Origin of the sequence: Rhodococcus sp. 4CII, assembly GCF_014256275.1 — a bacterium.
Lineage (GTDB): Bacteria > Actinomycetota > Actinomycetes > Mycobacteriales > Mycobacteriaceae > Rhodococcus_F > Rhodococcus_F wratislaviensis_A.
In genome coordinates this window covers 332,104-349,311 of sequence record NZ_JACCFE010000002.1, presented here as the reverse complement: position 1 = coordinate 349,311, position 17,208 = coordinate 332,104, and the positions used below count along the sequence as shown (strand labels likewise).

General features: G+C 69.4%; 16 protein-coding genes. 15 read left to right on the top strand and 1 reads right to left on the bottom strand.

The genetic code is table 11. The features are described 5' to 3' along the window. The first annotated feature begins 21 nt into the window (after positions 1-21). The 15 genes from pyrR (at position 22) to H0B43_RS02375 (ending at position 16,819) form a co-directional block, all read left to right on the top strand. Positions 22-651 (top strand): bifunctional pyr operon transcriptional regulator/uracil phosphoribosyltransferase PyrR, encoded by a 630-nt coding sequence (pyrR, locus tag H0B43_RS02445; RefSeq protein WP_185729448.1) that lies wholly within the window; start codon positions 22-24, stop codon positions 649-651. Beyond that, positions 652-1,596, top strand: coding sequence for an aspartate carbamoyltransferase catalytic subunit (locus H0B43_RS02440; protein WP_185729449.1), 945 nt, complete (start codon positions 652-654; stop codon positions 1,594-1,596). An 11-nt stretch (positions 1,597-1,607) separates the two neighbouring features. Then, positions 1,608-2,951 carry a dihydroorotase gene (locus H0B43_RS02435; protein ID WP_185729450.1) on the top strand — a complete coding sequence of 448 codons (1,344 nt, stop codon included), beginning with the start codon at positions 1,608-1,610 and terminating at the stop codon, positions 2,949-2,951. After that, on the top strand, positions 2,948-3,514 hold the full coding sequence (locus H0B43_RS02430; RefSeq protein WP_185729451.1) for a transporter: 567 nt from the start codon (positions 2,948-2,950) through the stop codon (positions 3,512-3,514). The genes H0B43_RS02435 and H0B43_RS02430 overlap by 4 nt, the downstream gene beginning before the upstream one ends. After that, positions 3,511-4,671 carry a glutamine-hydrolyzing carbamoyl-phosphate synthase small subunit gene (gene carA / locus H0B43_RS02425; RefSeq protein WP_185729452.1) on the top strand — a complete coding sequence of 387 codons (1,161 nt, stop codon included), beginning with the start codon at positions 3,511-3,513 and terminating at the stop codon, positions 4,669-4,671. Before H0B43_RS02430 ends, carA begins: the two co-directional genes overlap by 4 nt. Continuing rightward, entirely contained in the window at positions 4,671-7,997 is a 3,327-nt protein-coding gene (carB, locus tag H0B43_RS02420) for a carbamoyl-phosphate synthase large subunit (RefSeq protein WP_185729453.1), read from the top strand. The genes carA and carB overlap by 1 nt, the downstream gene beginning before the upstream one ends. Before the next feature lie 35 nt (positions 7,998-8,032). Then, on the top strand, positions 8,033-8,842 hold the full coding sequence (gene pyrF / locus H0B43_RS02415) for an orotidine-5'-phosphate decarboxylase (protein WP_397517524.1): 810 nt from the start codon (positions 8,033-8,035) through the stop codon (positions 8,840-8,842). Between the two features lie 126 nt (positions 8,843-8,968). Further along, positions 8,969-9,289, top strand: a complete 321-nt coding sequence (gene mihF, locus H0B43_RS02410) for an integration host factor, actinobacterial type (RefSeq protein WP_005262298.1) — start codon at positions 8,969-8,971, stop codon at positions 9,287-9,289. 65 nt (positions 9,290-9,354) lie between these two features. Continuing rightward, positions 9,355-9,921 (top strand): guanylate kinase, encoded by a 567-nt coding sequence (gene gmk / locus H0B43_RS02405; protein WP_312033959.1) that lies wholly within the window; start codon positions 9,355-9,357, stop codon positions 9,919-9,921. Between the two features lie 41 nt (positions 9,922-9,962). Then, complete coding sequence (gene rpoZ, locus H0B43_RS02400; protein WP_005241734.1) at positions 9,963-10,268, top strand: DNA-directed RNA polymerase subunit omega; 306 nt, start codon at positions 9,963-9,965, stop codon at positions 10,266-10,268. Between the two features lie 50 nt (positions 10,269-10,318). Next, positions 10,319-11,587 carry a bifunctional phosphopantothenoylcysteine decarboxylase/phosphopantothenate--cysteine ligase CoaBC gene (coaBC, locus tag H0B43_RS02395; RefSeq protein WP_185729456.1) on the top strand — a complete coding sequence of 423 codons (1,269 nt, stop codon included), beginning with the start codon at positions 10,319-10,321 and terminating at the stop codon, positions 11,585-11,587. A 133-nt stretch (positions 11,588-11,720) separates the two neighbouring features. Beyond that, positions 11,721-12,935, top strand: coding sequence for a methionine adenosyltransferase (gene metK / locus H0B43_RS02390; protein ID WP_185729457.1), 1,215 nt, complete (start codon positions 11,721-11,723; stop codon positions 12,933-12,935). 46 nt (positions 12,936-12,981) lie between these two features. Further along, positions 12,982-15,000, top strand: coding sequence for a primosomal protein N' (locus tag H0B43_RS02385; RefSeq protein ID WP_185729458.1), 2,019 nt, complete (start codon positions 12,982-12,984; stop codon positions 14,998-15,000). An 87-nt stretch (positions 15,001-15,087) separates the two neighbouring features. Continuing rightward, positions 15,088-15,744: a PadR family transcriptional regulator gene (locus H0B43_RS02380; RefSeq protein WP_185730138.1), complete on the top strand. Its 657-nt coding sequence runs from the start codon at positions 15,088-15,090 to the stop codon at positions 15,742-15,744. A gap of 97 nt (positions 15,745-15,841) precedes the next feature. Then, positions 15,842-16,819 (top strand): triacylglycerol lipase, encoded by a 978-nt coding sequence (locus tag H0B43_RS02375; RefSeq protein WP_185729459.1) that lies wholly within the window; start codon positions 15,842-15,844, stop codon positions 16,817-16,819. Between the two features lie 60 nt (positions 16,820-16,879). Here H0B43_RS02375 and H0B43_RS02370 read toward each other — a convergent pair whose 3' ends face one another. Further along, a complete protein-coding gene (locus tag H0B43_RS02370) occupies positions 16,880-17,086 on the bottom strand; it encodes a hypothetical protein (protein WP_073370512.1) in 207 nt (68 codons plus the stop codon). Between the last annotated feature and the right edge of the window lie 122 nt (positions 17,087-17,208).

The following is a 17,208-nucleotide window of genomic DNA, read 5'->3' as shown; positions in this document are numbered from 1 at the left end:
GGCGGAGAAGGAGGTCGTTGTATGCGCGTGCCCGAAGGGTCTCGCTCTGCCGGGGAACCGGCGGAATCAACACCAGAGTCGTCCCCGTCCGTCGAACCCGCACGAGAGCTGCTGTCCGCAGCCGATGTGGGACGGACCATTGCGCGTATCGCGCACCAGATCATCGAGAAGACCGCGATCGACGCCGCCGACGGCGAGGCGCCGCGGGTCGTTCTCATCGGAATCCCCACCCGGGGCACGACGCTCGCAGCGCGCCTCGCCGGGAAGATCGAAGAATTCTCCGGCGTGCGTCCGCCCGTCGGCTCCCTCGACATCACCCTGTACCGCGACGATCTGCGCACGAAACCCCACCGTCCGCTCGAACGCACGTCGGTGCCCGAGGGCGGGGTCGACAACACGCTGGTCGTGCTGGTCGACGACGTGCTGTTCTCCGGCCGCACCGTCCGCTCGGCCCTCGACGCCCTGCGCGATCTCGGCCGCCCGCGCGCCGTGCAGCTGGCGGTCCTCGTCGATCGTGGCCACCGCGAACTGCCGCTGCGGGCCGACTACGTGGGCAAGAACGTGCCGACCGCCCGCAGCGAGGACGTGAAGGTACTGCTGAGCGAACACGACGGCCGTGACGCGGTCATGATCTCCGGGGGGAAGGGCTAAGTGAAGCACCTGCTGTCGATCGCGGACCTGACCCGGGAATCGGCTGTCGAGTTGCTCGACGAGGCCGAACGTTTCGAACAGGCGCTGCTCGGGCGCGAGGTGCGGAAGCTCCCGACGCTGCGCGGCCGGACGGTCATGACCGTGTTCTTCGAGAACTCGACCCGGACCCGCGTGTCGTTCGAGGTCGCCGGGAAGTGGATGAGCGCGGACGTGATCAACGTCAGCGCCTCGAGTTCGTCGGTGTCCAAGGGCGAATCGCTGCGGGACACGGCGATGACGCTGCGCGCCGCCGGCGCCGACGCGCTGATCGTGCGCCACCCCGCGTCGGGTGCCGCCCACCAGATCGCGAGTTGGACCGGACGCCAGGACGACGGCGGGCCCGCCGTCATCAACGCCGGCGACGGAACACACGAGCACCCCACCCAGGCGCTGCTCGACGCGCTCACGCTGCGCCAGCGTCTCGGCGACATCGAGGGCAAGCGCATCGCCATCGTCGGCGACATCCTGCACAGCCGCGTGGCGCGGTCGAATGCCCTGCTGCTGTCGATGCTCGGTGCCGAGGTCGTTCTCGTCGCGCCGCCCACGCTACTCCCGGTGGGGGTGTCGTCCTGGCCGGTCTCGGTGGCGCATTCGCTGGACGCGGAACTTCCGGGACTCGACGCCGTCCTCATGCTGCGTGTGCAGGCGGAACGGATGAACGGCGGATTCTTCCCGTCCCAGCGCGAGTACTCGATCACGTACGGCCTGTCCGAGAAGCGGCTCGCGCTGCTTCCCGCGCACGCGGTGGTGCTGCACCCCGGCCCGATGCTGCGCGGCATGGAAATTGCCTCGGCGGTCGCCGATTCCACGAGAACCGCTGTGCTGCAACAGGTCACCAACGGAGTGCACATGCGGATGGCCGTGCTGTTCCGGCTGCTGGTCGGAGCGGAGGAAGTTGCGGGATGAGTGGTTGCGGGATGAGTGACAGTGCAGTGACAGGAGAGACAGTGCTCATCAAGAACGTGCTGCTGTACGGCGAGGGCGAGCCCACCGACGTGCTGCTCGGCGGCGGCGTCATCGTCGCGATCGGCGCGGACGCCGGGAAGGACGGTGGGCTGGACACCGAGGTGATCGACGCGGCGGGGCAGATCCTGCTCCCCGGTTTCGTCGACCTGCACACCCACCTGCGTGAACCCGGCCGCGAGGACACCGAGACCATCGATTCCGGTTCGGCCGCCGCCGCGCTCGGCGGGTACACCGCGGTGTTCGCGATGGCCAACACCAGCCCGGTCGCCGATTCGGTCGTCGTCACCGATCACGTGTGGCGCCGCGGCCAGGAGGTCGGGCTCGTCGACGTGCACCCCGTCGGCGCCGTCACCGTCGGGCTCGAGGGCAGCCAACTCGCCGAGATGGCCACGATGGCGGCGGGGATCGGCCGGGTCCGGATGTTCTCGGACGACGGCCACTGCGTATACGACCCGCTGATCATGCGCCGGGCGCTCGAGTACTCGAGTTCGCTCGGGGTGCTCATCGCGCAGCACGCGGAGGAACCACGGCTGACCGTCGGCGCCGTCGCCCACGAGGGCCCCACCGCCGCCCGGCTCGGCCTGGCGGGCTGGCCACGCGCCGCCGAGGAGTCGATCGTCGCCCGCGACGCGTTGCTCGCCCGCGACGCCGGGGCGCGGGTGCACATCTGCCACGCCTCCACCGCCGGGACCGTCGAGCTGATGAAGTGGGCTCGCGGACAAGGTATTTCGATCACCGCCGAGGTCACCCCGCATCACCTGCTGCTCGACGACTCCCGGCTCGAGACGTACGACGCCGTCAACAAGGTGAATCCGCCGCTGCGCGAGGCGAGCGACGTCGCCGCGCTGCGCGCCGGACTGGCCGAGGGGATCATCGACTGCGTCGCGACCGATCACGCGCCGCACGCCGAGCAGGACAAGTGCTGCGAATTCGCCGCCGCCCGCCCGGGCATGCTCGGCCTCGAGACCGCGCTGTCGATCGTCGCGCAGACGATGGTCCGCACCGGACTGCTCGACTGGCGGGGCGTGGCCAGGGTGATGAGTGAGCGTCCCGCGGAGATCGTCGGACTCGACGACCAGGGCAGGCCGCTCGAGGTCGGCGAGCCCGCCAACCTCGTGCTGATCGATCCGGACGCCGAATGGACGGTCCACGGCCCCGACCTCGCCAGCGTCGCCCACAACACGCCCTACGAGTCGATGACCCTGCCGGCACGGGTGACCACGACGATCCTCCGCGGGCGGATCACCGCGAGCGACGGCCGGGCCCGCGTCCCGGCGCGGAACGGAAGGGGATGACGGTGGAGAGAATCCTGTGGATAGTCGGCCTCGTCGCGTTCTGGGCGCTGGCCATCTTCCTCATGTACATCGGCTGGCGCGGTCGCGCCCGCCGTCAGGCCGACCGGATCGGGCAACTCCCCGCCGTCCCCGCGCAGCTCGGTGATCGGACGATCGCCCCGGTTACCGGACTGTACGTGGGCAGCACCCTCGCCCCGAGCTGGCAGGACCGGATCGCGGTTGGCGACCTCGGGTTCCGGGCGACGGGCGAGATCTCCCGCTACACGTCCGGCATCCTGCTCGAACGCGACGGGGCGTCGGCGATCTGGATTCCGCAGGACGCGATCCGTGCCGTGCGTACCGAACGCGGGCTCGCGGGCAAGGTCATGAGCAAGGACGGTGTCCTGGTGATCCGGTGGGAACTGCCGACCGGCACCGAGATCGACACCGGTTTCCGCAGCGACGACAAGTCGGTCTACCCCGCCTGGGTGAGCGCGGGGGAGCCGGCCGGCAACGAAGACAGTGAAGATTCAGCGAATGCGGCGAGCTCTGGTGAGGTCGAGCAGAACGGAGAGAACGCATGAGCGGCTACGACACCGACTCGGCAGTACTGGTCCTCGAGGACGGGCGGGTATTCCGGGGCACCACGTTCGGTGCCGTCGGGCAGACGCTCGGTGAGGCCGTCTTCAGCACCGGCATGACCGGGTACCAGGAGACGCTCACCGACCCCAGCTATCACCGCCAGATCGTGGTCGCCACCGCGCCGCAGATCGGCAACACGGGATGGAACGACGAGGACGACGAGTCCGTCGGTCCCACCGGCAGCAGCGCCGAGGCCAAGATCTGGGTGGCCGGATACGTCGTCCGCGACCCCGCGCGCCGCACCTCCAGCTGGCGCGCCACCGGCTCCCTGCAGGACGAACTCGTCAAGCAGGGCGTCGTCGGGATCGCCGGCATCGACACCCGCGCCCTGGTGCGCCACCTGCGCACCCGCGGCTCCATGCGCGCCGGCGTGTTCTCCGGCGACGCACTGGCCGACACCGACGTGCTCCTCGACCGGGTGAAGGGCCAGCCGTCGATGCTCGGCGCGGATCTCGCCGGCGAGGTCAGCACCACCAGCGGGTACGTCGTCGAGCCGACCGGGGGAGACGCGCGCTTCACCGTCGCCGCGATCGACCTCGGCATCAAGACCAACACCCCGCGCATGTTCGCCGAGCGCGGCATCCGGGTGCACGTGCTCCCGTCCGACGCGACGCTCGAGCAGATCCTCGATCTGAAGGCCGACGGCGTCTTCCTCTCCAACGGTCCCGGCGACCCGGCGACCGCCGACGGTGCCGTGCACCTCACGAAGGAGGTCATCGGCCAGGGCCTGCCCCTGTTCGGCATCTGCTTCGGCAACCAGATCCTCGGGCGCGCACTGGGACTGGGCACCTACAAGATGAAGTTCGGGCACCGGGGAATCAACATCCCGGTCATCGAACACGAGACCGGCCGCATCGCGATCACCGCGCAGAACCACGGCTTCGCGCTCGAGGGGGAGGCCGGGCAGGAGTTCGACACCCCGTTCGGCAAGGCCGTGGTCAGCCACACGTGCGCCAACGACGGTGCCGTCGAGGGAGTCCGCCTGCTCGACGGGTCCGCCTTCTCCGTGCAGTACCACCCCGAGGCCGCGGCCGGCCCACACGACGCCGCCTACCTGTTCGACCGCTTCACCAGCCTGCTCGAGGGAGTCACCAAGTAATGCCACGCCGTTCAGATCTCTCCCACATCCTGGTGATCGGCTCCGGGCCGATCGTCATCGGACAGGCCTGCGAGTTCGACTACTCCGGAACCCAGGCCTGCCGGGTACTGCGCGAGGAAGGCCTGCGGGTCAGCCTCGTCAACTCCAACCCGGCCACGATCATGACCGACCCCGAGTTCGCGGACGCCACGTACGTGGAGCCGATCACGGCCGAGTTCGTCGAGAAGGTCATCGCCCTCGAGGCCGAGAAGGGTCACCCCATCGACGCCGTCCTCGCGACGCTCGGCGGTCAGACGGCCCTGAACACCGCGGTGGCGCTGCACGAGCAGGGCATCCTCGAGAAGTACGACGTCGAATTGATCGGCGCCGACTTCGACGCCATCCAGCGCGGTGAGGACCGGCAGAAGTTCAAGGACATCGTCGCGAAGGTCGGCGGAGAGTCCGCGCGGTCCCGGGTCTGCTACACGATGGACGAGGTCCGCGACACGGTCGCCGAACTCGGCTTCCCCGTCGTGGTGCGCCCGTCGTTCACGATGGGCGGGCTCGGCTCCGGCATGGCCTACGACGACGAGGACCTCACGAGGATCGCCGGCGGCGGTTTGGCCGCGTCGCCCACCGCCAACGTCCTGATCGAGGAGTCGATCCTCGGGTGGAAGGAATACGAGCTCGAGCTGATGCGCGACGGCCGCGACAACGTGGTGATCGTGTGCTCGATCGAGAACGTCGACCCGGTCGGCGTGCACACCGGCGACTCGGTGACCGTCGCCCCCGCCATGACGCTCACGGACCGTGAATACCAGGCGATGCGCGACCTCTCGATCGACATCCTCCGCGAGGTCGGCGTCGACACCGGCGGCTGCAACATCCAGTTCGCGATGGACCCCGCCGACGGCCGCCTCGTCGTCATCGAGATGAACCCGCGCGTGTCGCGGTCCAGTGCGCTCGCGTCGAAGGCCACCGGGTTCCCGATCGCGAAGATCGCAGCGAAGCTCGCCATCGGCTACACCCTCGACGAGATCGTCAACGACATCACCAAGGAAACCCCGGCGTGCTTCGAGCCGACCCTCGACTACGTCGTGGTCAAGGCCCCGCGCTTCGCGTTCGAGAAGTTCCCCGGCGCCGACGACACCCTCACCACCACGATGAAGTCGGTCGGTGAGGCCATGTCGATCGGCCGCAACTTCACCGAGGCGTTCGGCAAGGTGCTGCGCTCGCTCGAGACCAAGCGCGCCGGGTACTGGACGGGCCCCGAGGTGGACGCCACCGACCTCGACGGCCTGCTGGCGGAACTGAGCGTCCCCCGCGACGGGCGCGTGTACGGCATCGAAAAGGCGTTCGCCCTCGGCGCCACCGTCGAGCAGCTGTTCGACGCCACCAAGGTCGACCCGTGGTTCCTCGACCAGATCCTGCAGATCCACGAACTCGGCGACGAGCTGCGCGAAGCGCCCGAGGTGACCGAGCGGGTGCTGCGGCGCGCCAAGCACCACGGACTGTCGGATCGGCAGATCGCGGCCCTGCGTCCCGAGATCGGGGGCGAGGACGCGGTCCGGGCGCTGCGTGAGCAGTGGAACGTCCACCCCGTGTACAAGACTGTCGACACGTGCGCCGCCGAGTTCGAGGCGAAGACCCCGTACCACTACTCGACGTACGAGCTCGACCCCGAGGCCGAGACCGAGGTGTCCCCGCAGACGGAGCGCCCGAAGGTCCTGATCCTCGGTTCCGGACCGAACCGCATCGGCCAGGGCATCGAGTTCGACTACTCGTGCGTCCACGCCGCGATGACGCTGTCGGAGGCCGGTTACGAGACCGTGATGGTCAACTGCAACCCGGAGACGGTCTCCACCGACTACGACACCGCCGACCGCCTGTACTTCGAGCCGCTCACGTTCGAGGACGTGCTCGAGGTGTATCGCGCGGAATCGATCTCCGGCACCGTGGCCGGGGTCATCGTGCAGCTCGGCGGTCAGACCCCGCTGGGTCTGGCGAAGCGGCTGAAGGCCGCCGGGGTGCCGATTGTGGGCACCAGCCCCGAAGCGATCGACCTCGCGGAGGATCGCGGCGAATTCGGCAAGGTGCTGGTCGAGGCCGGGCTGCCCGCTCCCAAGTTCGGCACCGCCACGACGTTCGCCGGGGCCCGCGACATCGCCGCCGGCATCGGGTACCCGGTGCTGGTGCGGCCGTCGTACGTTCTCGGTGGTCGTGGCATGGAGATCGTGTACGACGAGGCGTCCCTCGAGAGCTACATCTCCCGCGCCACCGAGATCTCCGACGACCGGCCGGTCCTGGTCGACCGGTTCCTGGAGGATGCCATCGAGATCGACGTCGACGCGCTCTGCGACGGCACCGAGGTGTACCTCGGCGGCGTGATGGAACACATCGAGGAGGCCGGTATCCACTCGGGCGACTCGGCGTGCGCGCTCCCGCCGATCACGCTCGGCCGCGCCGACCTCGAGAACGTCCGACGCTCCACCGAGGCCCTGGCCAAGGGCATCGGGGTGAGGGGCCTGCTCAACGTCCAGTACGCCCTCAAGGACGACATCCTGTACGTCCTCGAGGCCAACCCTCGCGCCAGCCGCACCGTGCCGTTCGTGTCGAAGGCGACGGCGGTGCAGCTCGCGAAGGCGTGCGCCCGCGTCATGCTCGGCGAGTCCATCGCCGACCTGCGTGCGAGCGGGGTGCTCCCGGCCACCGGCGACGGCGGCTGGACCCCGGCGGAAGCCCCCGTCGCCGTCAAGGAGGCCGTGCTGCCGTTCAACCGGTTCCGCCGCGCCGACGGCACCGGAGTCGACACCCTGCTGAGCCCGGAGATGAAGTCGACCGGCGAGGTCATGGGCATCGACGCCGACTTCGGTACCGCGTTCGCGAAGAGCCAGACGGCGGCGTACGGCTCACTGCCCACGTCGGGTTCGGTGTTCGTCTCGGTCGCCAACAAGGACAAGCGGTCGCTGATCTTCCCGGTCAAGCGGCTCGCCGACCTGGGTTTCCGGATCCTGGCCACCGAGGGCACCGCGGCCGTGCTGCGTCGCAACGGCATCACCTGCGAGGAGGTGCACAAGCACTCCGGCGAGAAGCTGGAGGAGGGCGAGCGCACCATCGTCGAGATGATCCGCGACGGCGAGGTCGACATGGTGATCAACACGCCGTACGGCAATTCCGGCCCGCGCGTCGACGGCTACGAGATCCGCAGTGCCGCCGTTGCCACGAACATCCCGTGCGTCACGACCGTGCAGGGTGCCTCCGCCGCCGTCCAGGGCATCGAGGCCGCGATCCGCGGCGACATCGGTGTCCAGTCGCTCCAGGCGCTGCACGCGAGGCTGCGGTCGTGAGCGGACACCACCACCACCATCACCACCACTCCTGGGTGCACCGGCTGACCTCGGCGGTCGAGCACCGGGGGCGGTTGTGCGTCGGGATCGACCCGCACCCCGGGTTGCTCGAGGCGTGGGGACTGCCGGCCTCGGCCGAGGGGCTCGAGACCTTCGCGGAGATCTGCGTGGAGGCCTTCGTCGGTGAGGTGGCCGTCGTGAAGCCCCAGGTGGCGTTCTTCGAGGCGTTCGGCTCCGCCGGGTACGCAGTGCTCGAACGCACCATCTCGGTCCTCAGAGAGGCAGGGACGCTCGTCGTCGCCGACGCCAAGCGCGGGGACATCGGGTCGACGATGGCGGCGTACGCGCAGTCCTGGCTGGGCGAGGACGCGCCCCTGTCGTCCGACGCCCTGACGGTGTCGCCGTATCTGGGGTTCGGCGCTCTCGACCCGGCCCTGTCGCTGGCGGCGGAGCGGGGCCGGGGGCTCTTCGTGCTCGCCCGCACGTCCAACCCGGAGGGCGGCGACCTGCAGGCGTCCCGGACCTCCGGGGGAGTCTCGGTGGCCCAATCCGTGGTGGATGCGGCGGCCCGGCACAACGACGCGCACCCCGGTCTGGTGGGGCTGGTGGTGGGTGCGACACGCGGACACGGCCTGGATTTGTCGAAATTTTCCGGACCGATTCTCGCGCCCGGTCTCGGCGCCCAGGGCGCCACTCCCCGTGATCTCGCCGACATTTTTCCCGATTCGCGAAACCTGTTGTTACCGAACAGTTCTCGTGGTGTTCTCAAGGCGGGACCGTCTGTGACGGCCCTGCGTGAGGCGGCCGTGAAGGTGCGCGACGAGATCGAGTCCGCGCTCTCATAGCCCACCCGAATCCGGCTCTGACCTCTGGGGGTGGGTTCGCAATCGGCGCCGGGCGTGAGTACGGTCGCTATCGCTGCTGGTTATCCAGTGGTTTGGACTATTTGCCAACGACGAGACGGAGGAACCGTGGCCCTTCCCCAGTTGACTGATGAGCAGCGCGCTGCTGCTTTGGAGAAGGCAGCTGCTGCCCGCAAGGCCAGGGCTGAGCTCAAGGAGCGCCTGAAGCGTGGTGGCACCGACCTCAAGCAGGTTCTCAAGGACGCCGAGGACGACGAGATCCTGGGCAAGATGAAGGTGTCGGCACTGCTCGAGGCGCTGCCCAAGGTGGGCAAGGTGAAGGCGCAGGAGATCATGACCGAGCTGGAGATCGCTCCGACCCGTCGCCTCCGTGGCCTCGGCGATCGGCAGCGGAAGGCCCTGCTCGCCAGGTTCGACTTCGAGGCCTGAGCACGACAGTGGTAGCTGACGCACAAGTGTCAGAGCGCAAGACCGTAGTGCGGAGGGGTCGGCTGGTGGTACTGGCCGGCCCCTCGGCCGTCGGTAAGTCCAGCGTGGTGCGACTCCTGCGTGAACGGATGCCGGAGCTCGTCTTCAGCGTGTCCGCGACGACGCGCGACCCACGCCCGGGCGAGGTGGACGGCAAGGACTACCGGTTCACCTCTCGCGACGAGTTCCAGCGGATGATCGACTCCGGTGAACTGCTCGAGTGGGCCGAGATCCACGGCGGACTCCAGCTGTCGGGGACCCCGGCCGCCCCGGTCCGCGCGGCGATCGAGCAGGGCAGGCCGGTGCTGGTCGAGGTCGATCTCGCCGGTGCGCGGGCCGTGCGCGCCGCGATGCCGGAGGCGCTTCTCGTCTTCATGGCGCCCCCGAGCTGGGATGTGCTGGTCGAGAGATTGACCGGCCGGGGCACCGAATCCGCCGACGTCGTCGAGCGGCGTCTCGCCACCGCGCGGGTCGAGCTGGAGGCGCAGGACGAGTTCGACGTGGTCGTCGTGAACGAGGATGTCAGCCGAACGTGCGACGAGTTGGTATCCTTGTTGGTTGGACGACCGGAACAGTCCGAGTCGACCCACTAGTTCTCACATCCACTAGCCAGAACTATTTCAGGAGATACCGAGTGAGCAGCACCCCCGCAGTAGCGTCCGCCACACCCAGCCACGGCGCCCTGCCGGCTTACGACACCCCGCTCGGCATCACCAATCCTCCGATCGACGAGCTCCTCGCACGCACGTCGTCGAAGTATGCGCTGGTGATCTACGCGGCCAAGCGTGCGCGTCAGATCAACGATTACTACAACCAGCTCGGTGACGGCATCCTCGAGTACGTCGGCCCCCTCGTGGAGCCGGGACTGCAGGAGAAGCCGCTGTCGATCGCGCTGCGCGAGATCCATTCCGACCTCCTCGAGCACACCGAAGGCGAGTGAGCGGAGGATCTGCGGTGCCGGAGCAGGCAGCGGGCCCGGGGTCCGGACACATGACGGATTCACCGGAATCGACGCTCTCGCGGGCGGCGCGCAAGCGGATCGTCGTCGGAGTCGGCGGCGGCATCGCCGCGTACAAGAGCTGTGCCGTCATCCGTGCCTTCACGGAGGCCGGGCATCACGTGCGCGTCATCCCGACCGAATCCGCGCTCGAGTTCGTCGGCAAGGCGACGTTCGAGGCGCTGTCGGGCAACCCCGTGCACACGGGTGTGTTCACCGACGTTCCGCAGGTCCCGCACGTCCGACTCGGACAGGAAGCGGATCTCGTGGTCATCGCGCCCGCCACCGCCGACCTCATGGCGCGGGCCGTGGCGGGACGCGCGGACGACCTCCTCACCGCGACGCTGCTCACCGCGCGATGTCCCGTGGTGTTCGCGCCCGCGATGCACACGGAGATGTGGGAGCACCCGGCCACCGTCGCCAACGTCGCCACGCTGCGGGCACGCGGGGTGACCGTGATCGAACCCGCCTCCGGGCGCCTCACCGGCAAGGACACCGGCGCGGGCCGGCTGCCCGAACCCGACGAGATCGTCGGACTGGCGTCGCTGCTGCTGGAGCGTCCCGACGCGCTGCCCCGCGACCTGGAGGGCCGGCGGGTCCTCGTGTCCGCGGGCGGCACCCGGGAGCCACTCGACCCGGTACGGTTCCTCGGTAACCGCAGTTCGGGCAAGCAGGGGTACGCGATCGCCCGGCTCGCCGTGCAGCGCGGGGCCGAGGTCACTCTCGTCTCCGGGTACACCGCCGGTCTCGCCGATCCCGCGGCGGTCGACATGGTGCACGTCCGCACGGCGGAAGACATGCGGGTGGCGGTCGCCAAGCACGCGCCCGGATTCGACGCCGTGATCATGGCGGCGGCAGTAGCCGACTTCCGGCCGTCGACGACGGTGGCCAGCAAGATCAAGAAGGGTGCGGGTGAGCCCGACTCGATCGCACTCACCAAGAACGAGGACATTCTCGCCGGCCTGGTCCAGTCGCGACGAGACGGGCAGATCCCGTCGTCGACCGTGATCGTCGGGTTCGCGGCCGAGACCGGAGACGCCGACGGCGACGTCCTCACCTATGCGCGGGCCAAGCTCGCGCGTAAGGGCTGCGACCTTCTCGTCGTCAACGCGGTCGGGGAGGGCAAGGCGTTCGAGGTCGACCACAACGACGGCTGGCTGCTCGGGGCCGACGGTTCCGAGTCCGCGCTCGAGCACGGATCGAAGGCGTTGATGGCGAGTCGGGTGCTCGACGCCGTCGACCAGCTGTTCCGGACACTCTGACGAAACGTTCGGGAGGGTTTCGGTGATTCTAAGGGTGTCACTCCCGCCGGGGTGGCGCTAGGGTCGTTCGCGGTGTGACGCAGCTAAGCTGTTTTCAAGTGCTGTTCAGGGACAACTGTCGAGAGGGAATTCTGTGAGCCAGTCCGGTAGTCGGCTATTCACCAGTGAGTCTGTGACCGAGGGGCACCCGGACAAGATTTGTGATGCGATCAGCGACTCCATCCTCGACGCGCTCCTCACCGACGACCCGCGTGCCCGCGTCGCCGTCGAAACGTTGGTGACCACCGGACAGGTCCACGTCGCCGGCGAGGTGACGACCACCGCATACGCAGACATTCCCAAGATCGTGCGCGACACCGTGCTCGAGATCGGCTACGACTCCTCGGCCAAGGGCTTCGACGGCAACTCCTGCGGCGTGAACGTCGCGATCGGGGCCCAGTCCCCGGAGATCGCCCAGGGCGTCGACCACTCGCACGAGGTCCGCACCGGTGAACTGAGCGACGACGAGATCGACCGTCAGGGCGCCGGCGACCAGGGACTGATGTTCGGATTCGCCACCGTCGACACGCCCGAACTGATGCCCCTGCCGATCGCGCTGGCGCACCGCCTGTCGCGTCGACTCACCGAGGTCCGCAAGTCGGGTGTCCTGCCGTACCTGCGTCCCGACGGCAAGACCCAGGTCACCATCGAGTACGACGGCGACAAAGCGGTCCGCCTCGACACCGTGGTCATCTCGACCCAGCACGCCGCCGACATCGACCTCGACAACCTGCTCACCCCGGACCTGCGGGAAAAGGTTCTCGGTTCGGTGCTCGCCGAGATCGACATGCCCGAACTCGACGTGTCGGACATCCGGCTGCTCGTCAACCCGACCGGCAAGTTCGTGCTCGGCGGCCCGATGGGTGACGCCGGTCTGACGGGCCGCAAGATCATCGTCGACACGTACGGCGGCATGGCCCGCCACGGCGGCGGCGCATTCTCCGGCAAGGACCCCTCGAAGGTCGACCGGTCGGCGGCCTACGCCATGCGCTGGGTGGCCAAGAACGCGGTCGCGGCCGGCCTCGCGGACCGGATCGAGGTCCAGGTGGCGTACGCGATCGGCAAGGCGGCGCCCGTCGGCCTGTTCGTCGAGACGTTCGGTACCGAGAAGACGGATCCGGCCCGCATCCAGCAGGCCATCACCGAAACGTTCGACCTGCGGCCCGGCGCCATCATCCGCGACCTCGACCTGCTGCGCCCGATCTACGCGCAGACCGCGGCCTACGGACACTTCGGTCGCACCGACATCGACCTCCCCTGGGAGAGCATCGACCGGGCGGAGAAGCTGCGGGCAGCCGCAGGCCTCTGATCGGTCGTCTCGGCGCGGCGGGCGCCGCCCCGGTAGGCGGCGGCGCGTGAGCGCGGAAAAGGTTGCGGCAGAAATAGATCCGGTCGCCCGGGTGCTGCCGCTCCTTCCGCTCGCCCACCTCGACCGCGAATTCGACTACCTCGTTCCGAAGGAACTCGACGAACAGGCGCAGCCCGGGGTCCGCGTCCGCATCCGATTCGCGGGGCGCCTCGTCGACGGGTTCGTCGTCTCCCGCAACGCGACGAGCGACCACCAGGGCCGCTTCGGCTGGCTGGAACGGGTGATCTCGCCCGAGCGAGTGCTCACCGAGGAGATGACCCGGGTGGTCGACCTCGTCGCGGGCCGGTATGCCGGAACCCGCGCCGACGTGCTGCGGCTGGCGATCCCGCCGCGGCACGCGCGGGCGGAGTCCGAGGCCGCGTCCGAACCCCCTGAGATATCGGGCACGGCGGTTCCGACCGACGCGTGGGCCCGGTACGTGCACGGCGAGGCGTTCCTCACCGCACTTCGCGCGGGGCGCGCCCCGCGCGCGGTCTGGCAGGCGCTTCCCGGTGAGGACTGGCCTGCGCGTCTCGCGGAACTGTCGGGACTCGTCGCCGCCACCGGGGCAAGCACCGTCGTCGTCGTCCCCGATCAGCGTGATCTCGACCGCGTGGTCGCGGCGGTGGAGGCTGTGCTGGGCAAGGATGCCGTCGTCGGTCTCGCCGCCGGGCTCGGTCCCGCTCTGCGTTACCGGCGCTGGCTGGCCGCGCTGCGGGGGACGGCCAGGGTGGTGGTGGGCACCCGGAGTTCGGTGTTCGCGCCGACTCCTCGGACCGGGCTGATCGTGGTCTGGGACGACGGCGACGACAACCATTCCGAGCCCCGCGCTCCCTATCCGCACGCCCGCGAGGTGGCGCTGCTGCGCGCGTACGCCGGCGGGTGCGCGGTGGTGCTGGCCGGACACGCCCGCACCGCCGAGGCGCAGGCCCTGGTCGACTCGGGCTGGGCGCACGACGTCGTGGCCTCCCGGGATGCGGTGCGGGCGGCCGCACCGAAGATCACCGCACTCGCGGACAGTGATCACGCCCTGGCCCGTGACCCGGGCGCGCGTGCCGCCCGGTTGCCCGCCATCGCCTTCGCGGCAGCCCGGGAGGCGCTGGGCGCCGGCCGGGGCGTGCTGGTCCAGGTTCCCCGGCGCGGGTACGTCCCCAGTCTCGCGTGCGGCAAGTGCCGGGCGCCGGCGCGATGCCGTCGCTGCAACGGACCTCTCGCGCTGCCGTCGGCGGCCGGCCCGGACGGGGCGGGAACACCGGCGTGCCGGTGGTGTGGCGTCGCCGACGCCGCGCACCGCTGCCACGCGTGCGGCGCGCGGGCGCTGCGGGCCGTCGTGGTCGGTGCCGGACGCACCGCCGAGGAACTCGGCCGCGCGTTCCCGGGCGTCGCGGTCAGGATGTCGGGCGGGACGGATGTCGTCGACGAGGTGAAGCAGGGGCCCACCCTGGTCGTGTCGACGGTCGGGGCCGAACCGGTGATGCCGGGCGGCTACGGCGCCGCATTGCTGCTCGACGGCTGGGCGCTGCTCGGCCGGCCCGATCTGCGCGCGGCCGAGGAGACGTTGCGGCGGTGGATGACGGCGTCGTCGCTGGTGCGCCCGTTCGCCGACGGAGGCCAGGTGGTCGTGGTGGCGGATTCGGGCATTCCGACGGTGCAGGCGCTGGTGCGCTGGGATCCGGTCGGGCACGCGCGCGCGCAGTACGAGGAGCGGGCGGAGGTCGGATTTCCGCCCGCCATCCATCTCGCGGCGATCGACGGCAGCGCGAAGGCGATCGCCGACCTCCTGGACCTCGCCCAATTACCGGCGAATGCGGAATTGCTCGGACCGGTCGAATTGCCCGCCGGGGAGCGACTGCCGTTCTCCGGTGACGCACCGGAGCCGGCAGAGGTGGAGCGCATGCTGATCCGGGTGCCCCGTGGCGAGGGGAAACCGCTCGCCAAGGCGCTGGGGGAGGCGCAGTCGGTGCGGAGTGCCCGTAAGGACTCGCAGCCCGCGAGGGTTCAGATCGACCCGATGCGCATCGGGTAGTAGACCACCGTCACAGATATTGGGTCTTGCCCGACTCCCATTGACGATATATCGTTGATGCATCAGCGATATAGAAGGAGGCTGATGATGGAAGACTTCCATTTCGAACACAGGGGTTCCCGACGGGAACGATTCGGACGCGAACGGATGGCACGGCCCGAGGGGCCGCACCGTCACGGACACCGCCGAGGCGGCTTCGGCCCCGAGGGTGGTCCCAGCTTCGGGCCCGGAATGCACTTCGGCCGCGGACGCGGGCGGGGTGGGCGGGGACGGCGCGGCGATGTCCGCTCCGCGATCCTGCTGCTGCTCACCGAGCAGCCGATGCACGGCTACGAGCTGATCCAGCAGATCGTCGGACGCAGCGACGGGGTGTGGAAGCCCAGTCCCGGATCGATCTATCCCGCGCTGTCGCAGCTCGAGGACGAGGGCCTGGTGCTCATCGAAAAGGTGGCGGGCCGCAAGACCGCGCGCCTCACGGATGAGGGCGCGGCCTTCGTCGAAGCGAACAAGACCGAACTCGGCACCCCGTGGGACGACGTGCGGGAGAGCGTCGGCAGGCCTGCCGAGGACCTGCGGGGACTGATCGGGCTGCTGATGGGTGCCGCGGGACAGGTTGCCGCGGTCGGCGACGACGACCAGGTCCGGCGCGCCGGCGAAATTCTCACCGAAGCGCGGCGCGCGTTGTATCGCCTTCTCGCGGAAGACGATCAGAGCGACGCGGGCAAGGATGAGGCCGACTCGTAAGGTGCCCCACCCCGCCGCGGACCCGCCGTCTCGACGCGACATCGCGTGCACCTTCTGGGAGGGTTCACAGAACATCACAGCGAAGTCGGGAGAGATCATGAGGTTTCGGGATACCGGTGCGGTCGTCGCGGGTGTCGTCCTGCTGATGTCCGGCGCAGTGTCCACCGCCCGTGCGGACGACGCCTCACCGCCCGAACCCGTCGTGCCCGCCGCGGCCGGGCTTCCCCAGAGCGATCGTAGTGCCGCCGCCGCGTACGCGCACGACCACCCGGACAGCGCACCCGCGGGATCGAACGACTTCTCGTGCACGCCCTCGCCCGACCGTCCCGACCCGGTGGTTCTGGCGCACGGCACGGACGCCAGCGCCTACGCGGACTGGGCTGCCCTGTCGCCGATGCTCGCCGCGGACGGCTACTGCGTCTTCGCGCTCAACTACGGCGGAGCGCCGGCTGCCGATTCGTTCGGCACCGAGGACATCGTCGCGAGCGCCGAGGAGTTCGGCGGGTTCGTCGACCGGGTGCGCGAGGCGACCGGTGCCGCCGAGGTCGACATCGTCGGATATTCGCAGGGCGCGAACGTCAGCAGGTACTACGTCAACAAACTCGGCGGCGCCCCGTTCGTCGACCGCTGGGTCGGGCTGGCATCGCCCAGCTATGGCGGAGTGATGTACGGACTTGTCCCGATCGTGCAGGCAATTCCCGGAGGACCGGAGTTCGCCCGAGCGGTGACGTCGGTCGCCGTGAGCCAGCAGATGCAGAACTCGCCGTTCATGAACGCCCTCAACGCGGGCGGCGACACCGTCCCGGGCGTCTCCTACACGACGATCGGTTCGCGGTACGACGAAATGATCCAGCCGTACACGAACATGGCGCTCCGCGGCGCCGGGGCGGAGAACATCCTCATCCAGGATCGCTGCCCGCAGGACGGCACCGGACACTTCCGGGCTCCGTACGATCCGTTCGCGCTCGATCTGGTCCGGTCGGCGCTCGATCCTGCCGCGACCCCGCACGCCCGGTGCGAATTCGTTCCGGTCGGCGCGGGCATCCCGGAGGTCGTCGTCGACAGTAACCGGTAGGACCGCACAGCCGGAGCGGGGAGTCGTGCACTGCACGGCTCCCCGCTCCCCGGGTGGCTGCTACTCCGCCAGTTTCGCGACGGCCTGCGCCCACAGGAAGTACTTGTTGGTGCCGAGGTCCTTCACCGTCTTGATGTTGAACGCGGCTGCCAGATGTTCGGCGTCGGAATCGCTCACGCCCTGCAGTGCGGCGACGGGGGCACTGGCCAGTTCTTCGATGGGCTTCGTCTCGTAGGCCTTGTCGAACTTGCTCTCAATTCCTGCCATCGTTACCTCCAGAGGTTCGAAAACGGGACACCGGCCCGACCGTTCGCGCCGGCCTCAGGACAGTCAATACCCGTCCGCCGCCACTGTGTGCGGTTCTGCCGAATCGTCACACCGACTGTTCG